Here is a 20,579-nt window from a genome sequence, read left to right as displayed (position 1 = left end):
AAGCGGGAGGTCACCTTTTTTGCGAAAAGGTGACCTCCCGGCGTCGTACGTCAGGGGTATTAGTCCTGGAAGTACTCGATCTCGGCCCCTACAGTGTTCAGGCGCTCAGCCAGATCCTCGTAGCCGCGTTCAATGACGTAGATGTTGCGCAGCTCGCTGGTGCCCTTGGCTGCCAGCATAGCCAACAGGATGCAGGCGGCGGGGCGAAGTGCCGGGGGGCAGCCAATTTCGGCCGCACGCCAGGAGACGGGGCCGACGATGTCGATGCGGTGCGGATCCAGCAGGCGCACCCGGCCACCGAGTCGGTTCAGTTCCGTCAAGTAGATGGCGCGGTTTTCGTAGACCCAGTCGTGGATCAGGGTGGTGCCTTCGGCGCAGGAGGCAATGACGGCGAAGAACGGCAGGTTGTCAATGTTCAAACCGGGGAAGGGCATGGGGTGGATCTTGTCCGGTGCGGCCTTGAGTTCGGAGGGCAGCGTGGTGATGTCCACGAGCCGGGTTTTTCCGTTCCGTGCCCTGTACTCGGCGGACTTCAGGTAGCGCAAGCCCATCTGTTCCAGTACCTTGAGCTCAATTTCCATGAATTCAATGGGAACCCGCCGCACAGTGACCTCGGATTTCGTCACAATGCCGGCGGTGATCAGGCTCATGGCCTCGATGGGGTCTTCGGAGGGCGCATATTCAATGTCCACGTCAATGCGGGACTTGCCGGAGATGGTCAGGGTTGTTGAGCCAACGCCCTCGACGTTGACGCCCAAGCCCTGCAGGTAAAAGCACAAGTCCTGCACCATGTAGTTGGGGCTGGCATTGCGGATCACGGTGGTGCCTTCGCGGTGCGCAGCCGCCATGATGGCGTTCTCCGTCACGGTGTCGCCGCGTTCGGTCAACACAAAGGTCCGGTCCAGAGTGTCGCTGGACGGCGCATGCACCTGGTAGAAACCGTCATGTGCGTTGACGATGAGGCCGAATTCGCGCAGCGCCTGCATGTGCGGTTCAACGGTGCGCGTGCCGAGGTCACAGCCACCCGCGTAGGGGATGCGGTACGTTTCCTGCTCGTCCAGCAGCGGGCCCAGCAGCATGATGACGCTGCGCGTGCGCTTCGCTGCGGCAATGTCCATGGCGGCCAGGTCCAGCACAGCCGGGCGGCGGATCTGCAGGTCGTTGTTTTCCAGCCAGCGGCACTCGACACCAATGGATGTCAGCAGCTCAACGATGCGGTTGACCTCTTCAATGCGGGCCAAGCTGCGCAATATCGTGGTGCCGCGGTTAAGCAGGCTGGCACACAGCAGGGCCACCCCGGCGTTCTTGCTGGTGTTGACATCCACACTTCCGGAAAGTCGGCGGCCACCGTGCACACGCAGGTGGGTGACGGCGCTCTTGGAAACGGCGCCCACATTGAAAAGGTTGGCTTCCAGCAGCGATTCCATGCGCTGGATCATTTTCAGGCTCAGGTTTTGCTTGCCCTGTTCCATCCGGGCCACGGCGCTCTGACTCGTACCCAGCTGGGTCGCCAATTCACCTTGGGTCCAGCCCTTTTCGGTGCGTGCATCTCGCACCAATACGCCAACAGATTCCGCAGCCATTTGAGTCATAAGCACATTTATATCACAGGATGCATATTTTCCTGGAATTATGTGACCTTTTGGACAGTAGTCGCAAAAACCTTTGAAAAATAGCCATTTCATGCGATAAATTCGATGGTCTAATTAGAATCTCGCTATCCTGCGGGTACAACCCCTTAACGGTACCCCGGCCTCGGCCGCGCACGAAAAACCCCGCCGCTTATTTCATCCGGAACCTTGGCCGGGCCGCCGTTCCCGTCCGCTTTAGCCGAACACCGGATTCCATGTTCCAAGCGCGACAGCGGCACTCACCGACACGGCCGCAATCACCAACCCTCCAGCCACTACCCAGAGGTCATGCCTGGCGAAAGTCGATTCCCGCGCCCAGGTTCGCGGACCGGCGCCGAAGCCCTTGGCCTCCATCGTGACAGCCAGCCGGGAGGCCCGCCGCACCGCCTGCACCAACAGCGCCATGGCTTGGCCCAACTGTGCCTTCAGATTACTGAAAAAGCCGGGTTCGCCTCCCACCCCGCGGGCTCGGCGTGCCATACCCAGCGTCTGCCATTCAGCCACCAGCAGTCCCACAAGACGCATGGCCGCAAGTGCCCCCAAAACAAAGCGGTGTGGAAGCCGCAACTTTTGGGCCAGAGCATCAGCAAGATCCGTGGGGTCCGTTGAGGCCAGCACAATAATCCCGGGCAGCGCCACCGCCAGACCACGCAAAGCAATGGCAACTCCGGCTTCCACTGAACCGGTCGTGAGGGTTACCGGCCCCAAGGCAAGCAGCATTTCGCCAGTTTTAGGCGCCAGCAGTGCCGTCCCGTAACCACCCACTAAAGCGCCCATCAGGATGGGCCAACCCCGCATGATGAGCATGCGCGCACTGAGTCCGGCCAGCGGCAGCAGCGCAAATTCAAGCACCAGGGCAACCGTTGCGGACACCCAGTCGACGCTGACGAGCAGAACGATGGTGACGGCTATGCCCGCCCCCAACTTGGCCAAGGGGTTCGTGCGGGACAGCCAGGCGCGTGATCGCGGGGCTGCCATGATGTCGACACTCATGAGCGGACCCCATCCGTGCTGACTGAAGACTTCGCCACGTCCGGTCCGGGCACCGTCGGCGGGCCGGAAATCGGCGCGGAGACGTTACTGGCTTCAACCTCAACTGGGTGTGAAGCATCACCCAGAACAAGCCGGTCACCACCGAGAACTGCGCTGAACGCAGCATCGTGCGTCACGGACACCACCGCAGTGCCAGCATCCAATAGCTCGGTCAAAAGTGACGCCAACTCCGCCCAAGTGTTGGCGTCCTGGCCAAAAGTTGGTTCATCCAAAACAAGCACCTGCGGGCTGGCAGCCAGGACGGTGGCCACCGACAACCTCCGCTTTTCGCCGCCGGAGAGGGTAAACGGGTTTGCGTCCGCCAGGTGTTCCAGCCGTAGCCGCACCAGCAACTCCTCCACGGAATCTTCGCCATGGCCCAGCAGCCGCGGACCAAAAAGTAGTTCATCGCGCACGGTGCCTGTCACGAATTGGTGTTCGGGCTCTTGGAACACGGTGCCAATCCTGCTGATCAGCTCACGGCCGCGCCACTTCAGCGGCGACGTTGACGCCCCGCGCGCCAGTGCAGGGCTCGCCTCCAACCGCCCGCCAGCCGGGGCCAGCAGCCCGGCCAGCGTCAATGCCAACGTTGACTTTCCCGACCCGTTGGGTCCCGTCACACTCAACGCCTGGCCGGCACTGATCCGCACTTGCGGTACGACGGCGACCGGCACCACCGGGTGCCGCTTCCGTCCCTTGGTGCGGGAGACAGCGAGAGCCTCCGCTTCGAGCAGGAGCTGCAGTCCGGTGTCGGACGTGCCCAGTCCTGGCTCCCTCAGCTTTGACTCCATCAGCGTGGAGGCAGCCGCTGTGCGCGGCCGCACGGCGGGGATGTAGCCGGGGATCCAAATTCCGGCCGCCGCCAACAGTTCGCGGCTCTGCGCCAACACGGTTGCAGGTGGGCCATCAAAGAGCACGCCGCCGGGCTCCCCGAGTGCAGCAGGGGCCAGCACCACAATCCTGTCCACCACCGGAAGCCACACGGAGACGCGGTGCTCCACCACCACCAGCGTGGCCCCGGTTTCATCCAGACTGTGGCGCACGGCGTCGCTAACTTCCACAACACCCGCCGGGTCGAGGTTAGCCGTGGGCTCATCCAACAGCAACAGGCCGGGGCGCATGGCAAGGATGCCGGCCAGGCCCAGGCGCTGTTTCTGTCCACCTGACAGGGCAGAACTGGAATGGTCAAGGGGCAGGTGCAGGCCCACGGATTCAAGTGCTGCAGGAACGCGGCGCCAGATTTCCTCGCGCGGGACGGCCAAGTTTTCTGCGCCAAAGGCAACGTCGTCGCCAATGCGTGACAGCACCACTTGCGCATCGGGATCTTGTTGCATGAGGCCGGCCCGGCCCCGCGATTCAGCTACCGGACTGCCGTCGATGAGCAGCTCGCCACTCTCACTGGCATCTTCGTCCGCGCCCAACACGCCAGCCAAAGCATGCAGGAGCGTGGACTTTCCGGCCCCGGAAGGGCCGAGCAACAGCACCCGCTCACCCGGTTCAATCACCAGGTCAAGGCCGTCCACGGCGCGGTTACGGCGGCCTGAATGCTGCCAGCCCCAGCCCCGTGCCTGAATCCGTACCGGAGCAACCCGGTTTGGCGCGGCGTTCACGGCTACAACGCTCGTTCGGTGGCGGCCCCACGTGAGGGCAGGTTGGCGAGAGCACCCGTCCGGGCCAGGCCACGCACGGCGAGCCAAGACAGCAGACCGGCAATGATGGCACCGGAGATCATGGCCAGCACAATGTAGACGAGCTTCCATTCCAAGGCCCATGCAACGTTGTACACCAAGCTGTCCACCACGCCCATCGCTAAACCTGACAAGGCTCCGGCCAACAGAGCCACCGGTAGGTTGAACTTGCGGTAGCGGAATGCCGCGAATACCAGTTCGGCGCCAAGGCCCTGGGCCAGTCCGGAGAGCAGCACAACAAAGCCAAAGTGCGTCCCCAGCAGTCCTTCAACCGTGGCTGCAATAAGTTCGCAGTACAGTGCGGCACCCGGTTTGCGGATCACCAGCCCGCCCAGCACTCCGGCGATCAGCCAGCCACCGCCATACAGTGCAGCGGAGGGAGGGAAGGCAAGGGTAAAGGCCGCGATAAAACCGTAGCCGGCGGACCAAAGCCAGAAAATGACGCCCACGGCAACGCCGAGAACAGACACCACCACGATGTCCACAACCCGCCAGCTGCTTTTGGACGCGACTTTTTTGTGGGGTGCCTGGTTGTTAGCAGCGGTGTTTTCGCCCGCCAAGGACTTACTCATGTTTCCTCCTTTACAGGAGGGGTGGCTGCGTCAGAACGCCCGCGCAGCCAAAGAGAACTCGACTCCCTTCGCCGGTACTAACCGGAGCAGGTTCGAGGGTCTGCGGTAAACCGCACTCTCAGCGCTCTCACCCAAGTCGGGTGGACGCTCCCCTGTCGTTTTGAATTGCGTTTTCAGTTTACCTCGACAACCGCAAAGGCGCGATATCCACTCTCACAATCAGTAATCTGGCTGTGGCGGCCTTGAGTGGGCAGTACCAACGCGGCCGGAAATACTTGCAGGCGAAGCGGGAACGGATAGGCTGACTCTAAGGTTTTTGCCCTCCACGGGCCCAGCCATACACTGAGGAGTCTTTTATGAACATCGTTTTCAAATTGCTCGGGACCGGAGTGAGCCTGGGCGCAGGATTTGTCGCCAGCAAGCTCGTAGACACGATCTGGAAAAAGAGCACGGGCGATGAGCCTCCGAAGGACGGCGCCGACCTGGAGAACAGCCTCCGCTCGGCCTTGACGTTCGCCTTGGTTTCTTCGGTCGTGGCCGCCATCATTCAGACCCTGGCACAGCGCACCACGCAAAAGGCCATCGCGCGCTTCAACAAGCACCCCGAAGAGGTCTAACCCATCGTGAGATGCCACTTGTGGTGTCCAAAACGCAAGTTTGGGCACCACAAGTGGCATCTCGCGTAGAAGTTCCTCCAAGAAGTTCAGGAATCCGGGGACTCGCCCTCAACAACTGCCGCCACCACGTCGTCAAGCTCGTCAACACTGAGCATTTCGGGGCGGCGATGCTTGGTGCGGTACCCGGCCCGGCCCACCATGTGGGCAGACACCGGAACCGTAAGCAGCTGGAACAGCCACGCAACCAACAAAAGCGGCAATAACGCCCACGACCGCATTTGCAGACCCACCGCTGCAAGCATGAGCAGCAGGCCCAGAACTTGCGGCTTGGTCGCGGCGTGCATGCGGCTCATCAAATCCGGAAAGCGCAGCAAGCCAATGGCTGCTGCCAGGCTCATCATGGCGCCCACCACCAAGCAGACTCCTGTTAGGACGTCGAGCAACGTGTTCATCCGTCCTCCTTTCTGTGCACCGCAAAGCGCGCCACGGTGACGGAGCCAACAAAACCAATGACAGTCAGCACCACCAGCAGCGCCATGTTGCCCAGGTGCTGGTTCAGCGCCATCTCCGTAGCCAGCGCAGCACCAAAAATCGCCAACAGGACGTCGGCGGCAATGACGCGGTCAAGCAAGGACGGGCCCTTGGCAATGCGGTAGATAGTACCCAACGCTGCCAGCGAAAGCAGCACGGCAACCACCATGACAACAATGTTCATGGTTGCGGCTCCCCCGCATGGGTGAGCAGTGGCGCCCCCGCTTTTTCCGCGTTCACTGCCGCCAGTTCCTCCTTGGTGCCCATGACCTGGATCAGCCTCGCTTCGATGTCCTGAATTCCCTGGCGAACCTTCGCCACACTCTCAGGTGTGGGCGCATTCATAGCGTGGACGTACAAAGTTGCAGATCCTCTATCCACCTCCACCACCAGCGACCCCGGGATGAGGGACAACACGTGGCCCACTGCTGTCATGAGCAGGTCCGAGGGGCTGCGCAGGGGCACGGCGATGACGGCGTTGCGGATCCGCGGCCCCTTGACGACTGCCCAATACAGCACTTGGAAGCTGGCAATCATGACCTGCTGGATGAACCAGAGCAAGAACAACAACCCACGGAGCCAGTTGAAGCGTCCACTCAGCTCAATGGGTGGCAGGTAAAAAGCCTGTGCCACGGCAAGTGCGATCAACGCGCCAAAGATCAGGTTTCCGGCACTGAAATCCTGCCAGAGGGCACCCCACACGAGGACCAGCCACACGAGCAGGGGTAGCCGTTTCAGGATCCACGGCCTTCGGTCGGCGTGCTTCGCGGCGCCGTTCTTTGTGCCCCTCATGGAGTTCCCGCCCCGGCGCCGAGGACCGCTTCAATGTAGGGCATGCGGTCAAGCATGCCGGCGGCCGCATGCTGGCTCAGGTCAAAGAGCGGTCCGGCAAACACTGTCATGGCCAGGCCAAGCACCACCAGCCCCGCCGTTGAATACAACATCATGTTGGGCAGGATGGGGATCTCATTCTCACCCGAAAAACGTCCTTCAGTAGCATCCACATGCTTGCTGGAGCGCAGCGCACGCATCGTCCGTACGCCGGAGGCGTCCGGCGCGGTGGCCAGCAGAACGGGGTCTGGATTCTCGGCGTCGAACGTGCTGCGCCAAAACACCCTGTTCCATACCCGTGCCATGACCAGCAGGGTCAGCAGGCTTGCCACCACGGCTCCCACCACCAACACGTACGCCATCGCCGAGCCGTCGGCCACTCCCGCCTGCAACAACCCCAGCTTGCCCAGAAATCCTGAGAACGGCGGGATGCCGGACAGATTCATGGCCGGGATGAAGTACAGCACCGCCAGGATGGGCGACAGCTTCGCCAGCCCACCCAAGCGAGCGATGGAGGAGTTGCCTCCGCGCCGTTCCACCAGCCCCGCCACCATGAACAGGCTGGTTTGGATGGTGATGTGGTGAATGACATAGAAGATGGTCGCAGCCAGTCCCAGCACCGATGCAAGTCCGACGCCGAAAATCATGTACCCGATATGGCTCACCAAGGTGAAGGAGAGCATGCGCTTGATGTCGGTCTGTGCCACCGCGCCGAGAATACCCACGATCATCGTCAGCAGGGCCACAACCAGCAACAAGGTGTTGAAGCGCTCCGAAGGAAACAACAACGTTTCCGTGCGAATGATGGCATAGACGCCAACCTTCGTCAGCAGTCCGGCGAACACGGCCGTCACGGGTGCCGGAGCCGTGGGGTAGGAGTCCGGAAGCCAGAAGGACAGCGGGAAAACAGCCGCCTTGATCCCAAAGGCGACCAGCAAAAGGATGTGGAGAACATTCTGTGTTCCCGGGTCAAGTTCACCAAGCTTCAGCGCCAAATCTGCCAACGTGACCGTCCCCGTTGCCCCGTAAACCATGGCTATCGCGATCAGGAAAAGTAGCGAGGACACCACACTGACCACCACGTACGTAATACCGGCGCGGATGCGCGACCCAGTTCCACCCAACGTCATCAGGACATAACTGGCGGTCAGGAGAATCTCAAATCCCACATACAGGTTGAACAGGTCTCCGGCCAGAAACGCATTCGACACCCCTGCCACAAGGATCAAGTACGTCGGGTGGAAGATCGAAACCGGTCCACCCTCCTCACCGTCCGCAGCGCCCTGTCCCGTTGCGTAGGCGAGGACTGCCAGGCTCACTGCCGAGGAGATCACCAGCAGCAGTGAGGAGAACTGGTCCACCACCATGACGATGCCAAACGGCGGTTCCCAACCGCCAAGCTTAACGGCGACGGGTCCGGTGGTCCATACGCTGGCGAGAACCCATGCCTCCAGGGCCAGGGTGATGGTGAGGGTGCCCAAGCTGACCCGGCGCTGGGCGCGCGGGTGCTTGATCAAGACGAACGCCAGCGCGGCTCCTAAGAACGGCAGTACGACGGCGAGCGGTGCTAAGTGGGCGACGTTCATCCCTTGCCCTCCTTGCCATGGGGCGGCCGTGGCCTTCTAGGACCCATGCCTCGAATAGTTTCCCGCTTCCCCAGCGGTTGCAGGTTTTCATGGAAGTCAGAGACCTCAATGGCAATCTCGGAATCTTCCTCGTCGTCGTAGAGGTCCTGTTGAGCGACGCGGAGATCCTCCAGGTCCACTGAAATGTGATCTGCCCGACTCAGCAGCCAGGCACGGTAGATCAGGCTCAGCATGAATGCGGTGACGGCGAAGGAGATCACAATGGAGGTCAAAATGAAGGCCTGCGGCAAAGGATCATTGTATGCCGAAGCTGGCATGTCTTTGTTGAAGATGGGAGCCAACCCGGCGTAGCCGCCGGTTGTCAGCAAAAGCAGGTTGGTGGCGTTGGCCAGCAACATCAGTCCCAGCAGGATACGGGTGAGGCTTCGTTCAAGCAGCAGGTAGATTCCCACGGCATACAGCACACCCATGACAAGGAGCAGCGTCAAGTTCACGCTCATTGGCCAACCTCCAACGGTTCGTCATCCTCGATCAGCTCCATGCCGCCAATGCCATCCTCTTCGTGTTGGTCAATCTCAGAACCCAGGCTGCGCAGAACGTCAATCACCAAGCCCACCACCACCAGGTACACGCCAATGTCAAAGAAGGTGGAGGTCACAAACTTCACTTGCCCGAAGATGGGCAGATCGAAGGAAAGGATGGCGCTTTGGAAGATGTACCCACCAAAGAACAGCGGTGTGATGGCCGTCAGAGCTGCCATCGCCAACCCCAGCCCCAGTAGCGTCCCCGCCGTGATCCGGGTGGCCTCGGCCAGCTCAAAACGGCCTCCAGCCAAGTACCGGATGGTCAGCGCGAGCCCGGCCACCAGTCCGCCGGCAAAACCTCCACCTGTGCCATTGTGGCCGGCGAGCAGGAGGTAGATGGAAATGACGATCATGCTGTGGAACAGCAGCCTGGTGACCACCTCAATGATGATCGAGCGCCGTTCCGGCGCCAACGTTCGCCCGGCCACCAGCCATGGATTTGATCGTGAAGCCGCAAACCGTTTGGCGAGATGGATGGTTGCCTGAAACGTTTCCGTTGGCAGTTTGCCAATGCTCCCCGTTTCCACGGTCTCCGCGCGGGGCAGACGCTGTCCACGGCCACGGACGAAGATCAAACTGGCCACACCAGTGGCCGCAATGGCGAGAACGGAGATCTCCCCAAAGGTGTCCCAGGCGCGAATGTCCACGAGGGTCACGTTGACAACATTGAGGCCGCCACCTCCCTCGTATGCCAACTTCGGCAGACTCAAGCTGACGGGGTCGTGGATGCGCGCACCCATGGCAACAATGGCTACCACCACCATGGTGGTCCCGAACGCCACACCAAGAACCATACGAAGGATCCGGTGGCCGCCGGCTCCCCGTTGGAGCATGCTTGGCGGCAGTGAGCGCATGCCAAGCACGAACGCCACCAAGATGATGGTTTCGACAAGCATTTGGGTCAAAGCCAAATCCGGCGCCCCCTGAAGAGCGAAGAGCAGGGCGAGCCCGTAACCGGTCACCGAGATCATCAGCACGGCCGTGAAACGCTTATTCGCCCTGGCCGCGGCAATGGCGCCAATGACAATGACGACGCCGGCAATCGCCTGGAAAGGGGATTCCATGTCCAATAGATATATATCTGCAGGCCATGTCTGTTCTGTGAGCAGCAGTACCGCAACAACAGCGGCAATGGCCGTTCCCAAGATCACCGAAAGGTAGAAGAACAGGGAACCGCGCTGAGTGCGTCCAGTGACCCAAATGGCCACCATGTCCAGCGCCACGATGGCCTGCCGGTACCCGCGCTCAAAATCGATCACAGGCGGAATCTTGTCTTGGAGAATTTCGAGCTTTTTGCGCCAGAAGAACAACGCAAGGCCGAACACCACCACAAGTGCACTCAGGCCCAGCGCGGGGGTGAAACCGTGCCACAGCAATAGGTGCAGGCCGTTGGGGTCATAGGCGGGGAACTGCGCACTGTAGGGCTTGATCCACCGTTCAACGATCTCCGGGAGCAGCCCGTACAGCAGCGTCAGCACCGCCAGCACAGCCGGTGCCCCAAGGAACAACCAGCCGACTGGCTTGAACGCTATTGCCATTCCCCTGGATTTTTGGCCAAACCCACCCCACAGGAAGCGGGCACTGTAGGCGAAGGTAAGCACCGAACCCGCCACCATGCCTACCATGACAGTCCAGCCAATGACAGGCCCAGCCGGTCCGTACGCCGCGGAGGCCAGAAACGCTTGGAAGATTCCTTCCTTGGCGATGAAACCTGCCAGCGGAGGCAGCCCGGCCATGGAGGCGGCCCCGATGAAGGCCACCACCCCCAATTTTGGGGCCGATTTGAAAACCCCTGACAGTATGCGGATGTCCCGGGTGCCGCTTTGGTGGTCGATGATGCCCACCACAAGAAACAGGCAGGCCTTAAACAGGCCGTGGGCAAGGACAAGCGCAAGGCCGGCCATGGCCGCTTCTCGGCTGCCCAGTCCAACAACCAGCGCGAGGAACCCCAATTGGCTGACGGTGCCGTACGCCAGGATGAGCTTGAGATCGTGCTGGCGCAGTGCGCGCCAACCACCCAAAAGCATGGTGCCCAGCCCGAGCACCACAATCATGAGCTGCCAATAGCTGGTCTGCGAGAACCCTGGTGCGAGGCGTGCAATGAGATAGATGCCAGCCTTGACCATCGCTGCCGCGTGCAAGTAGGCACTGACGGGGGTAGGCGCGGCCATGGCGCCAGGAAGCCAAAAATGGAAGGGAATCAGTGCCGACTTGGTGACCGCTCCGACCAGAATCAAGGCAATGCCAACGTCCAGCACCGTCCTGGCACCGCCGGTTGCCGCCACCAGCTCAGGGGCCTTGGCCATGATTGACGAAAGGCTGTAGGTGCCGGCGCTTTCACCGAGCATGATCAGCCCCACCAGCATGGCGAGGCCACCAAAGGTCGTCACAATGAGCGCTTGCAGGGCCGCACGCCTTGCGGCAATACGGGTGCGGGCGTAGCCGATCAGCAAGTAGGAGAGCACTGTTGTCAGTTCCCAAAAGACATACAAAAGTATCAAGTTGTCCGCGGTCACAAGACCAAACATTGCACCGGCGAAGGCCAGCAGCTGGGCCCCAAAGCCGTGCAGGCCGGCGTCACCGCTCTTGAAATACCTGGCGCAATAGGCAAGTACCAGCGAACCAACACCGAGGACCAACAGGCAAAGCAGCCAGGAAAGCTGGTCCATCCTGAATGAAAGATGCAAGCCCAGAGCCGGAACCCAGTCAACATCCAAAGCAGGGCCAGGAAGGGTCTCCGAATACACTTTTTCGTATTGCGTAATGAGCCAGATGAAGCTGCTTCCAGGTACTACCGCAAGAACATAGAATGCAGAACGGCCTAATCTGGCAAACAAAATGGGCGCCAAAATGGCAACAAGGAAGTGCGCGCAGAGGACAATCAACACTGGTGGCTCCACATGTTTCGGGCTGGAAATGAGCGAGTCACGGAGGAAAGGCCGCTAGCGACCTCCTACAGCCTACCAAGGCAGGCTGCTCGGTGTGTCGCCTGCCCCCTTGCAAACAGTGGGCCAGATAACATGTGGCTTATGACGATCCCCCCTCCCGCTGAGGCTTTCCCCGCCGCAGAAAAGTCCAAAAGGCCTGGAACCACGTGGCAGATCGTCGCGTGGTCGCTGTGGGACTGGGGTGGCGCGGCATTCAACGCCGTCATGACCACCTTCATCTTCACGGCTCTGTACCTGACCGGCGATGCCTTCGGCGGGCCGGACAGGGCGTCGGCGGTGCTCGGTTTGACCACGGCTCTGGGCGGTGTGGCCATTGCGCTGTTGGCCCCTGTTACCGGGCAGCGCACCGACCACAGCGGACGGCGCAAACTGTGGCTGGGCATCAACACGCTCATTGTGGCCCTGCTGACCGGCGCCTGCTTCTTTGTCCAACCGCACGAGTCCTACCTGTTGCTGGGCTGCCTGCTCATCGCGGCCGGTCACGTGTTCTTTGAAATTGCCGGTGTGAACTACAACGCCATGTTGCTGCAGATTTCCACCAAGTCCACCATCGGCAAGATCAGCGGCTTCGGCTGGGCTGCGGGCTACCTGGGTGGGATTGTGGCCCTGCTGTTCGTGTATTTCGCCCTGGTCAAGCCCGATGTGGGCATCTTTGGCATCACCAGTGCCGACGGCATGACCTACCGGGCCGTGGCCGTGTTTTCGGCTCTGTGGATCATCGTCTTCGCCATCCCCGTCATGTTTGCCATCCCAGAGGCGCCGCGCAATCCGAATATGCCCAAGATCGGCTTCTTCCGGGCCTACCTGGAGCTGTGGCACACCATTGTGCGGTTGGGCCGGACGTCTCGCCATACCCTATTCTTCCTCATCGCCAGCGCAGTGTTCCGCGACGGCTTGGCCGCCATCTTCACGTTCGGCGCGCTCATCGCAGTGGGAACTTTTGGTTTCAAGCCCGGGGATGTGCTGATCTTTGCGATCGCTGGCAACGTGGTGGCGGCCATCGGGGCGCTTTCAGCTGGGTTCTTTGACGACAAAGTCGGTCCGAAAGCTGTCATCGTCACGTCCCTTGTCGGCTTGATCGTCAGCGCCACTGCCCTGTTCTTCCTGGAAGGCAAGACGGCGTTCTGGATATTTGGGCTGCTGCTGACCTTGTTCGTTGGCCCGGCGCAGTCCTCGGCCCGCACGTTCATTGGCCGCCTGGCCCCGGAAGGGCAGGAAGGCGAGCTGTTCGGCCTCTACGCCACCACCGGCAGGGCTGTGTCATTCCTGGCCCCGGCCTTGTTCACCCTGTTCATCACCCAATTTGGCAGCCAGCGCTGGGGCATCCTGGGAATCGTCGTGGTGCTCGTGATCGGCCTTGCCCTGCTGCTGCCGGTCAAGAAGCCGGAATTGCACACGGCAGGTCGCTGATTTATCCAAGCACGACGGCGTGGCCTCGCGTTTGCGGGCCCCTCGCGTTTGTTGGCCCCTGGAAGGGAACTAGATTTTTGTGCGGTGGAAGTTCTGGAAGGATCGTGAAGCTGTCGGGCCACGCTGGCCCTGGTAGCGATTCTGGTAGGGGCCAGTGCCGTAGGGGTTCTCCGCCGGGGAGGAGAGCTGGAAGAAGCACAGCTGGCCAATCTTCATGCCGGGCCACAACTTGATGGGCAGAGTTGCCACATTGGAAAGTTCAAGGGTGATGTGGCCGGAGAAGCCCGGATCGATGAAGCCGGCGGTGGAGTGTGTGAGCAGCCCCAGACGCCCCAGCGAGGACTTGCCTTCCAGGCGGGCCGCAACGTCGTCCGGCAGCGTCACGGTTTCATAAGTGGAGCTCAGCGCGAACTCGCCAGGGTGCAGGATGAAGGGCTCATCCGGATCAACTTCCACCATGCGAGTCAGGTCCGGCTGTTCCTCCGCCGGGTCAATGTGGGCGTAGCGGTGGTTGTCGAAGAGCCGGAAGAACCTGTCAATGCGCACGTCAACGCTTGAAGGCTGCACCATGGCAGGGTCATAGGGATCCAAGACAATGCGCTTGGCAGCAATTTCGGCACGTATGTCGCGGTCAGAGATCAGCACCCTCCAAAACTAGCGCATTCATGGCCTAAACCTGCAGAAAGTTACCCGCTGGAAGGCATGCATGGGTGTGTCTGGGCCGCGACGGACTAATTTTGGATTTTCGTTCGTTATGCCCGGCGCAGCGGAAGCGTATGCACACTATGGTTGTAAGCATGAATATTGAAGAGACGCCTCTTCCAGGCATAGGGGTGCGCAGGGAGCTGCGCCTCGCCACCGGTCGACGCGTAGGTGTTGTGACCCACCGAGACGGCCACACTGAGCTGATCCTTTCCCGCGTGGATGACCCTGATGCTTGTGCCGCCTCCATCCCTCTCAGCGCCGAAGAAGCAGCCGCACTGGGGCAGTTACTCGGGTCCGCCCAGCTCATTGCCCAACTCAGCTCAGAGCAGGAGAGTGTTGCCGGTGTCAGCACTCACCAAATCATGATCCGGGCTGGCAGCATGTACGCCGGCCGGCCGTTGGGCGACACACAGATGCGCACACTCACAGGCGCCTCCATTGTGGCGCTGCTGCGTGATGGTGACGTAGTGGGTTCACCGCGCCCGGATGAGATCCTGCGCGTTGGCGACATGGTGGTCATTGTTGGCACCGACGACGGCTTGGCGGATGCAGCACGCATTTTGCAGTCACGATTGTAAATCCACATGGATCCATTGACGCTCTCCATCATCCAGCTCGGAATAGTCTTTTTCGGGCTCGGCTTTTTGGGTCGTCTAGCAGGACGCATCGGCATGTCGCCCGTGCCGCTCTATCTTCTGGGTGGTTTGGCCTTCGGTGAAGGCGGATTGGTCAATCTGGCTGGAATCGACGGGTTCGCCCACATTGCCAGTGAAATTGGCGTCATCCTGCTGCTGCTTATGCTCGGTTTGGAATATTCGGCCACTGAGCTTGTCACTGGTCTAAAACAGGCGTGGGTGGCCGGGCTGGTTGACCTGGTCCTGAACATGCTGCCGGGCGTTGCTGTGGCCTTAATCCTTGGCTGGGGCCCGGTCGGTGCACTGGTCATGGCCGGAATTACTTACAGCTCCTCCTCCGGGATTATCGCCAAAGTGCTCGGTGACTTGGGTCGGCTTGGCAACCGGGAAACACCTGTCATCCTTGCCATTTTGGTCATTGAAGACCTCGCCATGGCCGCGTACCTGCCGATCCTGACCGCCGTTTTGTCGGGGGTGTCGCTCCTGGGCGGATTCACCGCCGTCGGAATTTCGCTGGCCGTTGTCACCTTGGTGCTGCTGGGTGCGCTGCGGTACGGGCACATGGTGTCCACCGTTTTGGACAGCCCTGACCGCGAGTCGTTTCTGCTGAAACTGCTTGGCGCCGCATTGCTCGTGGCGGGCGTTGCCTCCGCGATGCAGGTCTCGGCCGCCGTCGGTGCGTTCCTACTCGGCATCGCTATTTCCGGCGGTACCGCCGAGAACGCGGTCCGGGTACTGGAACCCCTACGGGACTTGTTTGCTGCCATGTTCTTTGTGCTTTTCGGGCTGAACACCGACCCCCGCACCATCCCGCCCGTGCTTGGCGCTGCATTACTGTTGGCGCTTGTTACAGCCCTGACCAAGGTGACCACAGGTTGGTGGGCTGCCCGTCAGCAAGGCATAGGGGTGCCGGGCCGCGCCCGTGCCGGTGCGGCATTGATTGCCCGCGGTGAATTCTCGATTGTCATTGCCGGGCTCGCCGTGGCATCCGGTGCAGTCCCGGTGGAACTTGCTGCGCTGGCCACCACCTATGTGCTCATCATGGCCGTCAGCGGGCCCGTTGCAGCCCGCTTCGTGGAGCCGCTCATGGCACTGGTCCGTGGCAGAAGGCCCGAACCGATCTTGTAGCGGGCAAAAGCTGAAGGTACGACGTCGTAACGAATGTTTCGTTGTTGACTCCCGCGCCGGCGCACGGTTGGCAGCACTGCGTGCCTCCGGCGCCCTCAACGATGAGGAATTTGCAGCCGTGAAAGCCTCCATTATTGGTTAACGGCTTTTCATGCCCAGGCTACCCGCCACTCCCCTGAGGGAGGCCAAGCAGCTTGGGCGTGTCACTGGTGCAAAGCACACCTGTGCACCGGCTAGACTCATTACGGAACAAACCAAGCAAGCTAATGAGGCTGCAATGAATGTTTCGATGCGGGCGTAGCTCAATGGTAGAGCGCTAGCTTCCCAAGCTCGATACGCGGGTTCGATTCCCGTCGCCCGCTCAGTGTGGATCCGCATCAGTGCAGATCAAAAGCTGTTGCCCCTGGAATTTTTCGGGGGCAACAGCTTTTTAAATGCAGCGGCCGGGCTGCCAAGGCGTGTAAGGTCAGGCCATGTGGGGTATTGGGCCCTCGCATGAGGGAGCTGACATGGAAAACGAATCAACACAGCAAGCGGCATCCACGCCGGAAACGAGCACGGCAGCACCGACGCTGCGACTCGGTGTTCTGGGAAAATCCCGTAAGCCTGATGAGCGCCGGGCCCCCATCCACCCTGAGCACCTTGCCCGGATTGAACCGGAGCTTCGTGCCCAAATGGTATTCGAGGAAGGATACGGGGAGCGTTTTGGCATGTCCGACGATGTCCTTGCCACGTTGGTTGGCGCGGTAGCCACTCGCGAACAGGTCATTGCGCAGGCCGACGTTGTTCTTTTACCCAAGCCGCAGGCGGAAGATCTTGCCGAGCTGAAGGACGGTCAAATCCTGTGGGGCTGGCCGCACTGCGTCCAGGACCGGGCCATCACCCAAATTGCCATTGACAAGAAACTGACCTTGATTGCCTTCGAGGCGATGAACCACTGGACATCCGACGGCTGGTACTCACTGCACGTTTTCCACATGAATAATGAAATGGCCGGTTACTCCTCGGTGCTGCATTCGCTGGGTCTCACCGGTTCCACGGGACATTACGGTCGCCGGTTGAAGGCAGTGGTCATTGGTTTTGGTGCCACAGCCCGCGGCGCAGTGACTGCGTTGAAGGCGTTGGGAGTTCCCGAGGTGCAGGTGTTGACCAGTCGCAACGTGGCGGCTGTGGCCTCGCCGATTCACTCCGCTGAAATGGTGCAGTTCGATTTCGAGGAAACGGCACCGCACAAGGGTTTCGTGATGCTCGACGACGGCGACGTCCCGTTGGCCGACTTCCTGGCCGAGTCCGACATTGTGGTGAACTGCACCTTGCAGGACCCCAATGCGCCCATGACTTACCTGACGGAGGCTGACCTTTCCGCGTTCCGGCCCAACAGCCTGGTCGTTGACGTTTCGTGTGACGAGGGGATGGGCTTCAGCTGGGCCCGCAACACGACCTTCACCGAGCCCATGTTTACCGTCGGGGACAACGTCAATTACTACGCAGTGGACCACAGCCCCAGCTACCTGTGGAATTCCGCTACGTGGGAAATCAGCGAGGCCCTTATGCCGTTCATTGAGCCGTTGATGGCAGGGCGTGAGGTATGGGCTGACAGTGACACCATTACCCGCGCCATTGAAATCTCCGAAGGCGTCATCATCAACCCTGCGATCCTCGAATTTCAGCGCCGCCAGGAAAACTACCCTCACCTGCCGCTGGCCTAGGTCTGCGGACACCGGCTGCACGCATCGGATTTTCCGGACTGGCCGATCTTGGTTGGAGCACGTTCACCGTTTGGGAATGTGAGCTGCGGGACCTTGAATCGGTGGCAGGGTCGCTGCAGCGTTTTCTGGGGCCTCCGCGAAATCCGTGGCAATGGGACGGTCGGCCCTCGGCACGATAAATACGGGGCTTCGGACGTTGCGCAGGTTCAGCCGTACGGTCAGCTGGCCGCGTTTGGCCAGCACCAGCCCAATAACCACTGCCGCCAACGCCGGCATGGCCCCGGCTACGACGGTGGCCCATTGCACGCCCCAGTGTTCAGCCAGCCAACCCATGAGTGAGCCACCCAGCGCCTGGCCACCGATGAGAACCATGATGTACAAGCTCATGACCCGGCCGCGAATGGTGACGTTTGTGGACATTTGCACGAGTTGATTTGCGCTGGTCAAAAATAGCAGCGAAGCAAAGCCAGCCACCACCATGACGGCACCAAAGGTGAACATGTTGGGGGCCAATGAGGCGATCATGAGCACCACACCATAGGAACCTGCAGCCGTCATAACCCCGCGCAGGCGCAAGGTTGCGAAGCGGGTGGAGGCCAAAGCCCCGCCCAGTGCACCCAGCGCAACGAGCGTATTGAGCAGGCCGTAGCCCTTGGCCCCGGCGTCGAACACGTTGTTGGCATAGGCTGCCATCAACACTGCCAAGCTCAAGCCAAACACCGCGAAGACGGCGGCCATGACGGCTGGCCAGAAGATGGTGGGCTTGCCCAGGGCGTAGCGGACGCCTTCCGCCAGCTGCCCCTTGGCACGTTTCACCGGGGGCATTTTCACCAGGTCGGCGCTGCGGATCAGGCACAGCGAAATGACTGTGATGGTGCAGGCCAAGGCATTGCCGGCAAAGGCCCATCCTCCGCCAACGGCGCTGATCAGCACGCCGCTGACAGCGGGACCGATCATGCCTCCCATTTGGAAGATGGAGGAGTTCAGGCTGATGGCATTGCGCAGCTGGGACGGCCCCACCAGCTCATTAACGAAGACTTGGCGGGCGGGCTGGTCGGCCACCACCACCAGACCCAGGAAGAACGCAATGACGTAGATGTGCCACACCTCGAGGTGTCCTGTCAGCGCAAGCACAGCCAGCAGGGCTGCCAGGACACCGGCGGAGCCTTGGGTGATCATCAGAATCAGGCGCTTGGAATACCTGTCTGCCAGGATTCCACCCAAGGGCATCAGCAGGAGCGAGGGCACGAATTGCATGAAGGTGGTAATTCCAACGGCGGTGACTGAGCCTGAGAGCTCAAGCACCATCCAGTCCTGCGCCACCCGCTGCATCCAAATGGCAGTGACGGCCAAAAGGTTCGCGGAGGCAAAGATGCGGTAGTTGCGGATCTTCAGCGAGGAAAATGTCTGACTCCACGGCGGGCGCGTAGTCACTAGATTGAGGGGGGCGGTCAGGGCAGCATTCGAACGTGCTGGTGGGGGCGTCAACGCTTTGGTCCTGGAAATCGAAGAAGGATGGAAGGGTGCTTCTACAACTCTAGACCGCCGTGATTTGTACCGAAAGGATATGGTGGCTATAATTACTATTGTGATTCGTAATAAATACGAGGAGTATCAGCGGTGTCCGACGCCCCTGTTTTTGACCCCATCCAGCTAAAGAGTTTTCTTACCTTGGCTGAAACACGTAATTTTACCCGGGCTGCCGAGCGCCTGGGCATCAGCCAGCCCACCGTCAGTCAGCACGTGCGCAAGCTGGAACAGGCAGCCGGACGCGTGCTTGTCACCCGCGACACCAGAGAAGTGCGCCTGACGGACAACGGGGATGCCATGGCCGGTTTTGCCCGCACCATACTGGCAGCCAACGACCTGGCGACCCGCTATTTCTCCGGCGCCGCCATGCGGGGGCGGCTACGCTTTGGCACGGCAGACGATCTGGCCATTACGGGCCTGCCGCGGATTCTGCGTGAATTCCGCCAGCTGTACCCGCAGATCAACCTCGAGCTGACAGTCAGCCAGAGCGACCAGCTTCACCGCAGGCTCAAAGCCGGAGCGTTGGACCTGGTGTTCGTGAAATGGGTGTCCGGCGCCCAGGAGGGCGAAGTAGTCAAACAGGATACGTTTGCGTGGGTGGGACTGGAGCAGACGGTGCTGGAACCCGGCGCGCCGGTGCCCGTCATTGTCTACCCGGCACCGAGTCTGAGCCGCAAACTAGCTCTTGACGCATTAGAGGACGCGGGCCGCACATGGCGGGTCACCTGCACCACGAAACAGATCAGCGGAGTCCTGGCAGCGCTGCGGGCAGGGATCGGGATTGCCGTCATGCCGACCTCGCTAGTTCCGGAAGACTTGAAAATCATCACGAGGCGTTTTGACCTGCCGCCAGTGGGAGACGTGGACTTCACACTGATCCGCAATCCACTGGCCAACACCGAGGTTGTGGACGCCCTAACCCAGGCCATCATGGGCCGCAAGCTCACTCCCGTGGGCAGACGGTAACTTAGCGCAGTAACACAAGTCACAGCCACCTGCGGCCCAAGCACGCTAGACTTGTGCCGTTATGATGCGAACAATATTCAAATCAAAAATCCACCGTGCCACCGTCACCCACGCAGATCTGCACTACGTGGGCTCCGTGACCGTCGACGCGGACCTGCTCGACGCTGCCGATATTCTGCCCGGCGAAATGGTGTCCATTGTGGACATCACCAACGGCTCCCGGCTGGAAACCTACACCATTCCCGGCGAGCGCGGATCGGGTGTCATTGGCATCAACGGTGCCGCCGCCCACCTGGTGAATGTTGGCGACCTTGTCATTTTGATGACTTATGCCCAAATGACGCGGGCCGAGGCTGTGGAGTATGTGCCCACAGTGGTTCACGTAGACGCTGGCAATGCGATCGTGCACCTGGGCACCGACCCGGCCGAGGCCATCACAGAAGGCCTTTTGCGCCCGGCCTTCGCCCTCTGACCGG

General features: G+C 60.8%; 19 protein-coding genes, 1 tRNA gene and 1 riboswitch. Of the genes, 8 read left to right on the top strand and 12 right to left on the bottom strand.

All coding sequences use genetic code 11. The features are described from left to right. Positions 1 to 59 precede the first annotated feature (59 nt). The 4 genes from JMA46_RS08570 to JMA46_RS08555 all read right to left on the bottom strand — a co-directional run bounded on the left by JMA46_RS08570 (position 60) and on the right by JMA46_RS08555 (position 4,923). Entirely contained in the window at positions 60 to 1,592 is a 1,533-nt protein-coding gene (locus JMA46_RS08570) for a UDP-N-acetylglucosamine 1-carboxyvinyltransferase (protein WP_207344922.1), read from the bottom strand. 234 nt (positions 1,593 to 1,826) lie between these two features. Beyond that, the gene (locus JMA46_RS08565) at positions 1,827 to 2,624 is read right to left on the bottom strand and encodes an energy-coupling factor transporter transmembrane component T (protein WP_207344921.1); all 798 of its coding nucleotides are present in this window, start codon (positions 2,622 to 2,624) and stop codon (positions 1,827 to 1,829) included. After that, positions 2,621 to 4,273, bottom strand: coding sequence for an ATP-binding cassette domain-containing protein (locus JMA46_RS08560; RefSeq protein WP_207344920.1), 1,653 nt, complete (start codon positions 4,271 to 4,273; stop codon positions 2,621 to 2,623). The genes JMA46_RS08565 and JMA46_RS08560 overlap by 4 nt, the downstream gene beginning before the upstream one ends. A 2-nt stretch (positions 4,274 to 4,275) precedes the next feature. Next, positions 4,276 to 4,923: an ECF transporter S component gene (locus JMA46_RS08555; RefSeq protein ID WP_207344919.1), complete on the bottom strand. Its 648-nt coding sequence runs from the start codon at positions 4,921 to 4,923 to the stop codon at positions 4,276 to 4,278. Between the two features lie 46 nt (positions 4,924 to 4,969). Beyond that, positions 4,970 to 5,087, bottom strand: a riboswitch (TPP riboswitch). A gap of 192 nt (positions 5,088 to 5,279) precedes the next feature. On the opposite strand from JMA46_RS08555, the gene JMA46_RS08550 reads away from it, so the two are divergent. Continuing rightward, positions 5,280 to 5,540, top strand: coding sequence for a DUF4235 domain-containing protein (locus JMA46_RS08550; protein WP_207344918.1), 261 nt, complete (start codon positions 5,280 to 5,282; stop codon positions 5,538 to 5,540). Between the two features lie 86 nt (positions 5,541 to 5,626). Here JMA46_RS08550 and mnhG read toward each other — a convergent pair whose 3' ends face one another. The 6 genes from mnhG to JMA46_RS08520 are packed head-to-tail and all read right to left on the bottom strand — an operon-like array spanning position 5,627 to position 11,960. Next, positions 5,627 to 5,992, bottom strand: a complete 366-nt coding sequence (gene mnhG / locus JMA46_RS08545) for a monovalent cation/H(+) antiporter subunit G (protein WP_207344917.1) — start codon at positions 5,990 to 5,992, stop codon at positions 5,627 to 5,629. Then, positions 5,989 to 6,255, bottom strand: coding sequence for a monovalent cation/H+ antiporter complex subunit F (locus JMA46_RS08540; RefSeq protein ID WP_207344916.1), 267 nt, complete (start codon positions 6,253 to 6,255; stop codon positions 5,989 to 5,991). The genes mnhG and JMA46_RS08540 overlap by 4 nt, the downstream gene beginning before the upstream one ends. Next, complete coding sequence (locus tag JMA46_RS08535; RefSeq protein WP_207344915.1) at positions 6,252 to 6,863, bottom strand: Na+/H+ antiporter subunit E; 612 nt, start codon at positions 6,861 to 6,863, stop codon at positions 6,252 to 6,254. Before JMA46_RS08535 ends, JMA46_RS08540 begins: the two co-directional genes overlap by 4 nt. After that, entirely contained in the window at positions 6,860 to 8,488 is a 1,629-nt protein-coding gene (locus tag JMA46_RS08530) for a Na+/H+ antiporter subunit D (protein WP_207344914.1), read from the bottom strand. The genes JMA46_RS08535 and JMA46_RS08530 overlap by 4 nt, the downstream gene beginning before the upstream one ends. Continuing rightward, complete coding sequence (locus JMA46_RS08525) at positions 8,485 to 8,988, bottom strand: Na(+)/H(+) antiporter subunit C (RefSeq protein ID WP_207344913.1); 504 nt, start codon at positions 8,986 to 8,988, stop codon at positions 8,485 to 8,487. The genes JMA46_RS08530 and JMA46_RS08525 overlap by 4 nt, the downstream gene beginning before the upstream one ends. Next, complete coding sequence (locus tag JMA46_RS08520; RefSeq protein WP_207344912.1) at positions 8,985 to 11,960, bottom strand: Na+/H+ antiporter subunit A; 2,976 nt, start codon at positions 11,958 to 11,960, stop codon at positions 8,985 to 8,987. The genes JMA46_RS08525 and JMA46_RS08520 overlap by 4 nt, the downstream gene beginning before the upstream one ends. 141 nt (positions 11,961 to 12,101) lie before the next feature. Here JMA46_RS08520 and JMA46_RS08515 point away from each other — a divergent pair, with 141 nt between their 5' ends. Further along, entirely contained in the window at positions 12,102 to 13,430 is a 1,329-nt protein-coding gene (locus JMA46_RS08515) for an MFS transporter (RefSeq protein ID WP_247647173.1), read from the top strand. Between the two features lie 69 nt (positions 13,431 to 13,499). Here the strand turns inward: JMA46_RS08515 and dcd are convergent, their stop codons facing one another. After that, positions 13,500 to 14,075 carry a dCTP deaminase gene (gene dcd, locus JMA46_RS08510; RefSeq protein ID WP_207344910.1) on the bottom strand — a complete coding sequence of 192 codons (576 nt, stop codon included), beginning with the start codon at positions 14,073 to 14,075 and terminating at the stop codon, positions 13,500 to 13,502. A 152-nt stretch (positions 14,076 to 14,227) separates the two neighbouring features. On the opposite strand from dcd, the gene JMA46_RS08505 reads away from it, so the two are divergent. The 4 genes from JMA46_RS08505 (at position 14,228) to JMA46_RS08490 (ending at position 17,607) form a co-directional block, all read left to right on the top strand. Continuing rightward, a complete protein-coding gene (locus JMA46_RS08505) occupies positions 14,228 to 14,713 on the top strand; it encodes a TrkA C-terminal domain-containing protein (protein ID WP_207344909.1) in 486 nt (161 codons plus the stop codon). 6 nt (positions 14,714 to 14,719) lie between these two features. Next, positions 14,720 to 15,898: a cation:proton antiporter gene (locus tag JMA46_RS08500; RefSeq protein ID WP_207344908.1), complete on the top strand. Its 1,179-nt coding sequence runs from the start codon at positions 14,720 to 14,722 to the stop codon at positions 15,896 to 15,898. A gap of 291 nt (positions 15,899 to 16,189) precedes the next feature. Continuing rightward, positions 16,190 to 16,260: transfer RNA gene (locus JMA46_RS08495), tRNA-Gly, on the top strand. Positions 16,261 to 16,407: 147 nt separating this feature from the next. Continuing rightward, positions 16,408 to 17,607 carry a N(5)-(carboxyethyl)ornithine synthase gene (locus JMA46_RS08490; RefSeq protein WP_207344907.1) on the top strand — a complete coding sequence of 400 codons (1,200 nt, stop codon included), beginning with the start codon at positions 16,408 to 16,410 and terminating at the stop codon, positions 17,605 to 17,607. A 63-nt stretch (positions 17,608 to 17,670) separates the two neighbouring features. Here the strand turns inward: JMA46_RS08490 and JMA46_RS08485 are convergent, their stop codons facing one another. Continuing rightward, positions 17,671 to 19,095: an MFS transporter gene (locus JMA46_RS08485; RefSeq protein ID WP_207344906.1), complete on the bottom strand. Its 1,425-nt coding sequence runs from the start codon at positions 19,093 to 19,095 to the stop codon at positions 17,671 to 17,673. Between the two features lie 132 nt (positions 19,096 to 19,227). Here JMA46_RS08485 and JMA46_RS08480 point away from each other — a divergent pair, with 132 nt between their 5' ends. Together JMA46_RS08480 and panD are read left to right on the top strand one after the other, a co-directional pair. Then, positions 19,228 to 20,103 (top strand): LysR substrate-binding domain-containing protein, encoded by an 876-nt coding sequence (locus JMA46_RS08480; protein WP_207344905.1) that lies wholly within the window; start codon positions 19,228 to 19,230, stop codon positions 20,101 to 20,103. A gap of 61 nt (positions 20,104 to 20,164) precedes the next feature. Further along, positions 20,165 to 20,575, top strand: a complete 411-nt coding sequence (gene panD / locus JMA46_RS08475) for an aspartate 1-decarboxylase (protein ID WP_207344904.1) — start codon at positions 20,165 to 20,167, stop codon at positions 20,573 to 20,575. Positions 20,576 to 20,579 lie beyond the last annotated feature (4 nt).

The sequence above is a fragment of the Arthrobacter sp. E3 genome (assembly GCF_017353415.1).
Lineage (GTDB): Bacteria > Actinomycetota > Actinomycetes > Actinomycetales > Micrococcaceae > Specibacter.
The sequence above is the reverse complement of the archived record's forward strand: the minus strand, read 5'-3'. Positions and strand labels throughout refer to the sequence as shown.

Excerpts from the sequence above, each read along its gene's own strand:
- JMA46_RS08530 (WP_207344914.1), bottom strand. The coding sequence starts at position 8,488 with ATGAACGTCGCCCACTTAGCACCGCTCGCCGTCGTACTGCCGTTCTTA.
- JMA46_RS08515 (WP_247647173.1), top strand. The coding sequence starts at position 12,102 with ATGACGATCCCCCCTCCCGCTGAGGCTTTCCCCGCCGCAGAAAAGTCC.
- JMA46_RS08570 (WP_207344922.1), bottom strand. The coding sequence starts at position 1,592 with ATGACTCAAATGGCTGCGGAATCTGTTGGCGTATTGGTGCGAGATGCA.
- mnhG (WP_207344917.1), bottom strand. The coding sequence starts at position 5,992 with ATGAACACGTTGCTCGACGTCCTAACAGGAGTCTGCTTGGTGGTGGGC.
- JMA46_RS08565 (WP_207344921.1), bottom strand. The coding sequence starts at position 2,624 with ATGAGTGTCGACATCATGGCAGCCCCGCGATCACGCGCCTGGCTGTCC.
- JMA46_RS08490 (WP_207344907.1), top strand. The coding sequence starts at position 16,408 with ATGGAAAACGAATCAACACAGCAAGCGGCATCCACGCCGGAAACGAGC.
- JMA46_RS08555 (WP_207344919.1), bottom strand. The coding sequence starts at position 4,923 with ATGAGTAAGTCCTTGGCGGGCGAAAACACCGCTGCTAACAACCAGGCA.
- JMA46_RS08525 (WP_207344913.1), bottom strand. The coding sequence starts at position 8,988 with ATGAGCGTGAACTTGACGCTGCTCCTTGTCATGGGTGTGCTGTATGCC.
- JMA46_RS08505 (WP_207344909.1), top strand. The coding sequence starts at position 14,228 with ATGAATATTGAAGAGACGCCTCTTCCAGGCATAGGGGTGCGCAGGGAG.
- JMA46_RS08540 (WP_207344916.1), bottom strand. The coding sequence starts at position 6,255 with ATGAACATTGTTGTCATGGTGGTTGCCGTGCTGCTTTCGCTGGCAGCG.
- panD (WP_207344904.1), top strand. The coding sequence starts at position 20,165 with ATGATGCGAACAATATTCAAATCAAAAATCCACCGTGCCACCGTCACC.
- JMA46_RS08500 (WP_207344908.1), top strand. The coding sequence starts at position 14,720 with ATGGATCCATTGACGCTCTCCATCATCCAGCTCGGAATAGTCTTTTTC.
- JMA46_RS08535 (WP_207344915.1), bottom strand. The coding sequence starts at position 6,863 with ATGAGGGGCACAAAGAACGGCGCCGCGAAGCACGCCGACCGAAGGCCG.
- JMA46_RS08550 (WP_207344918.1), top strand. The coding sequence starts at position 5,280 with ATGAACATCGTTTTCAAATTGCTCGGGACCGGAGTGAGCCTGGGCGCA.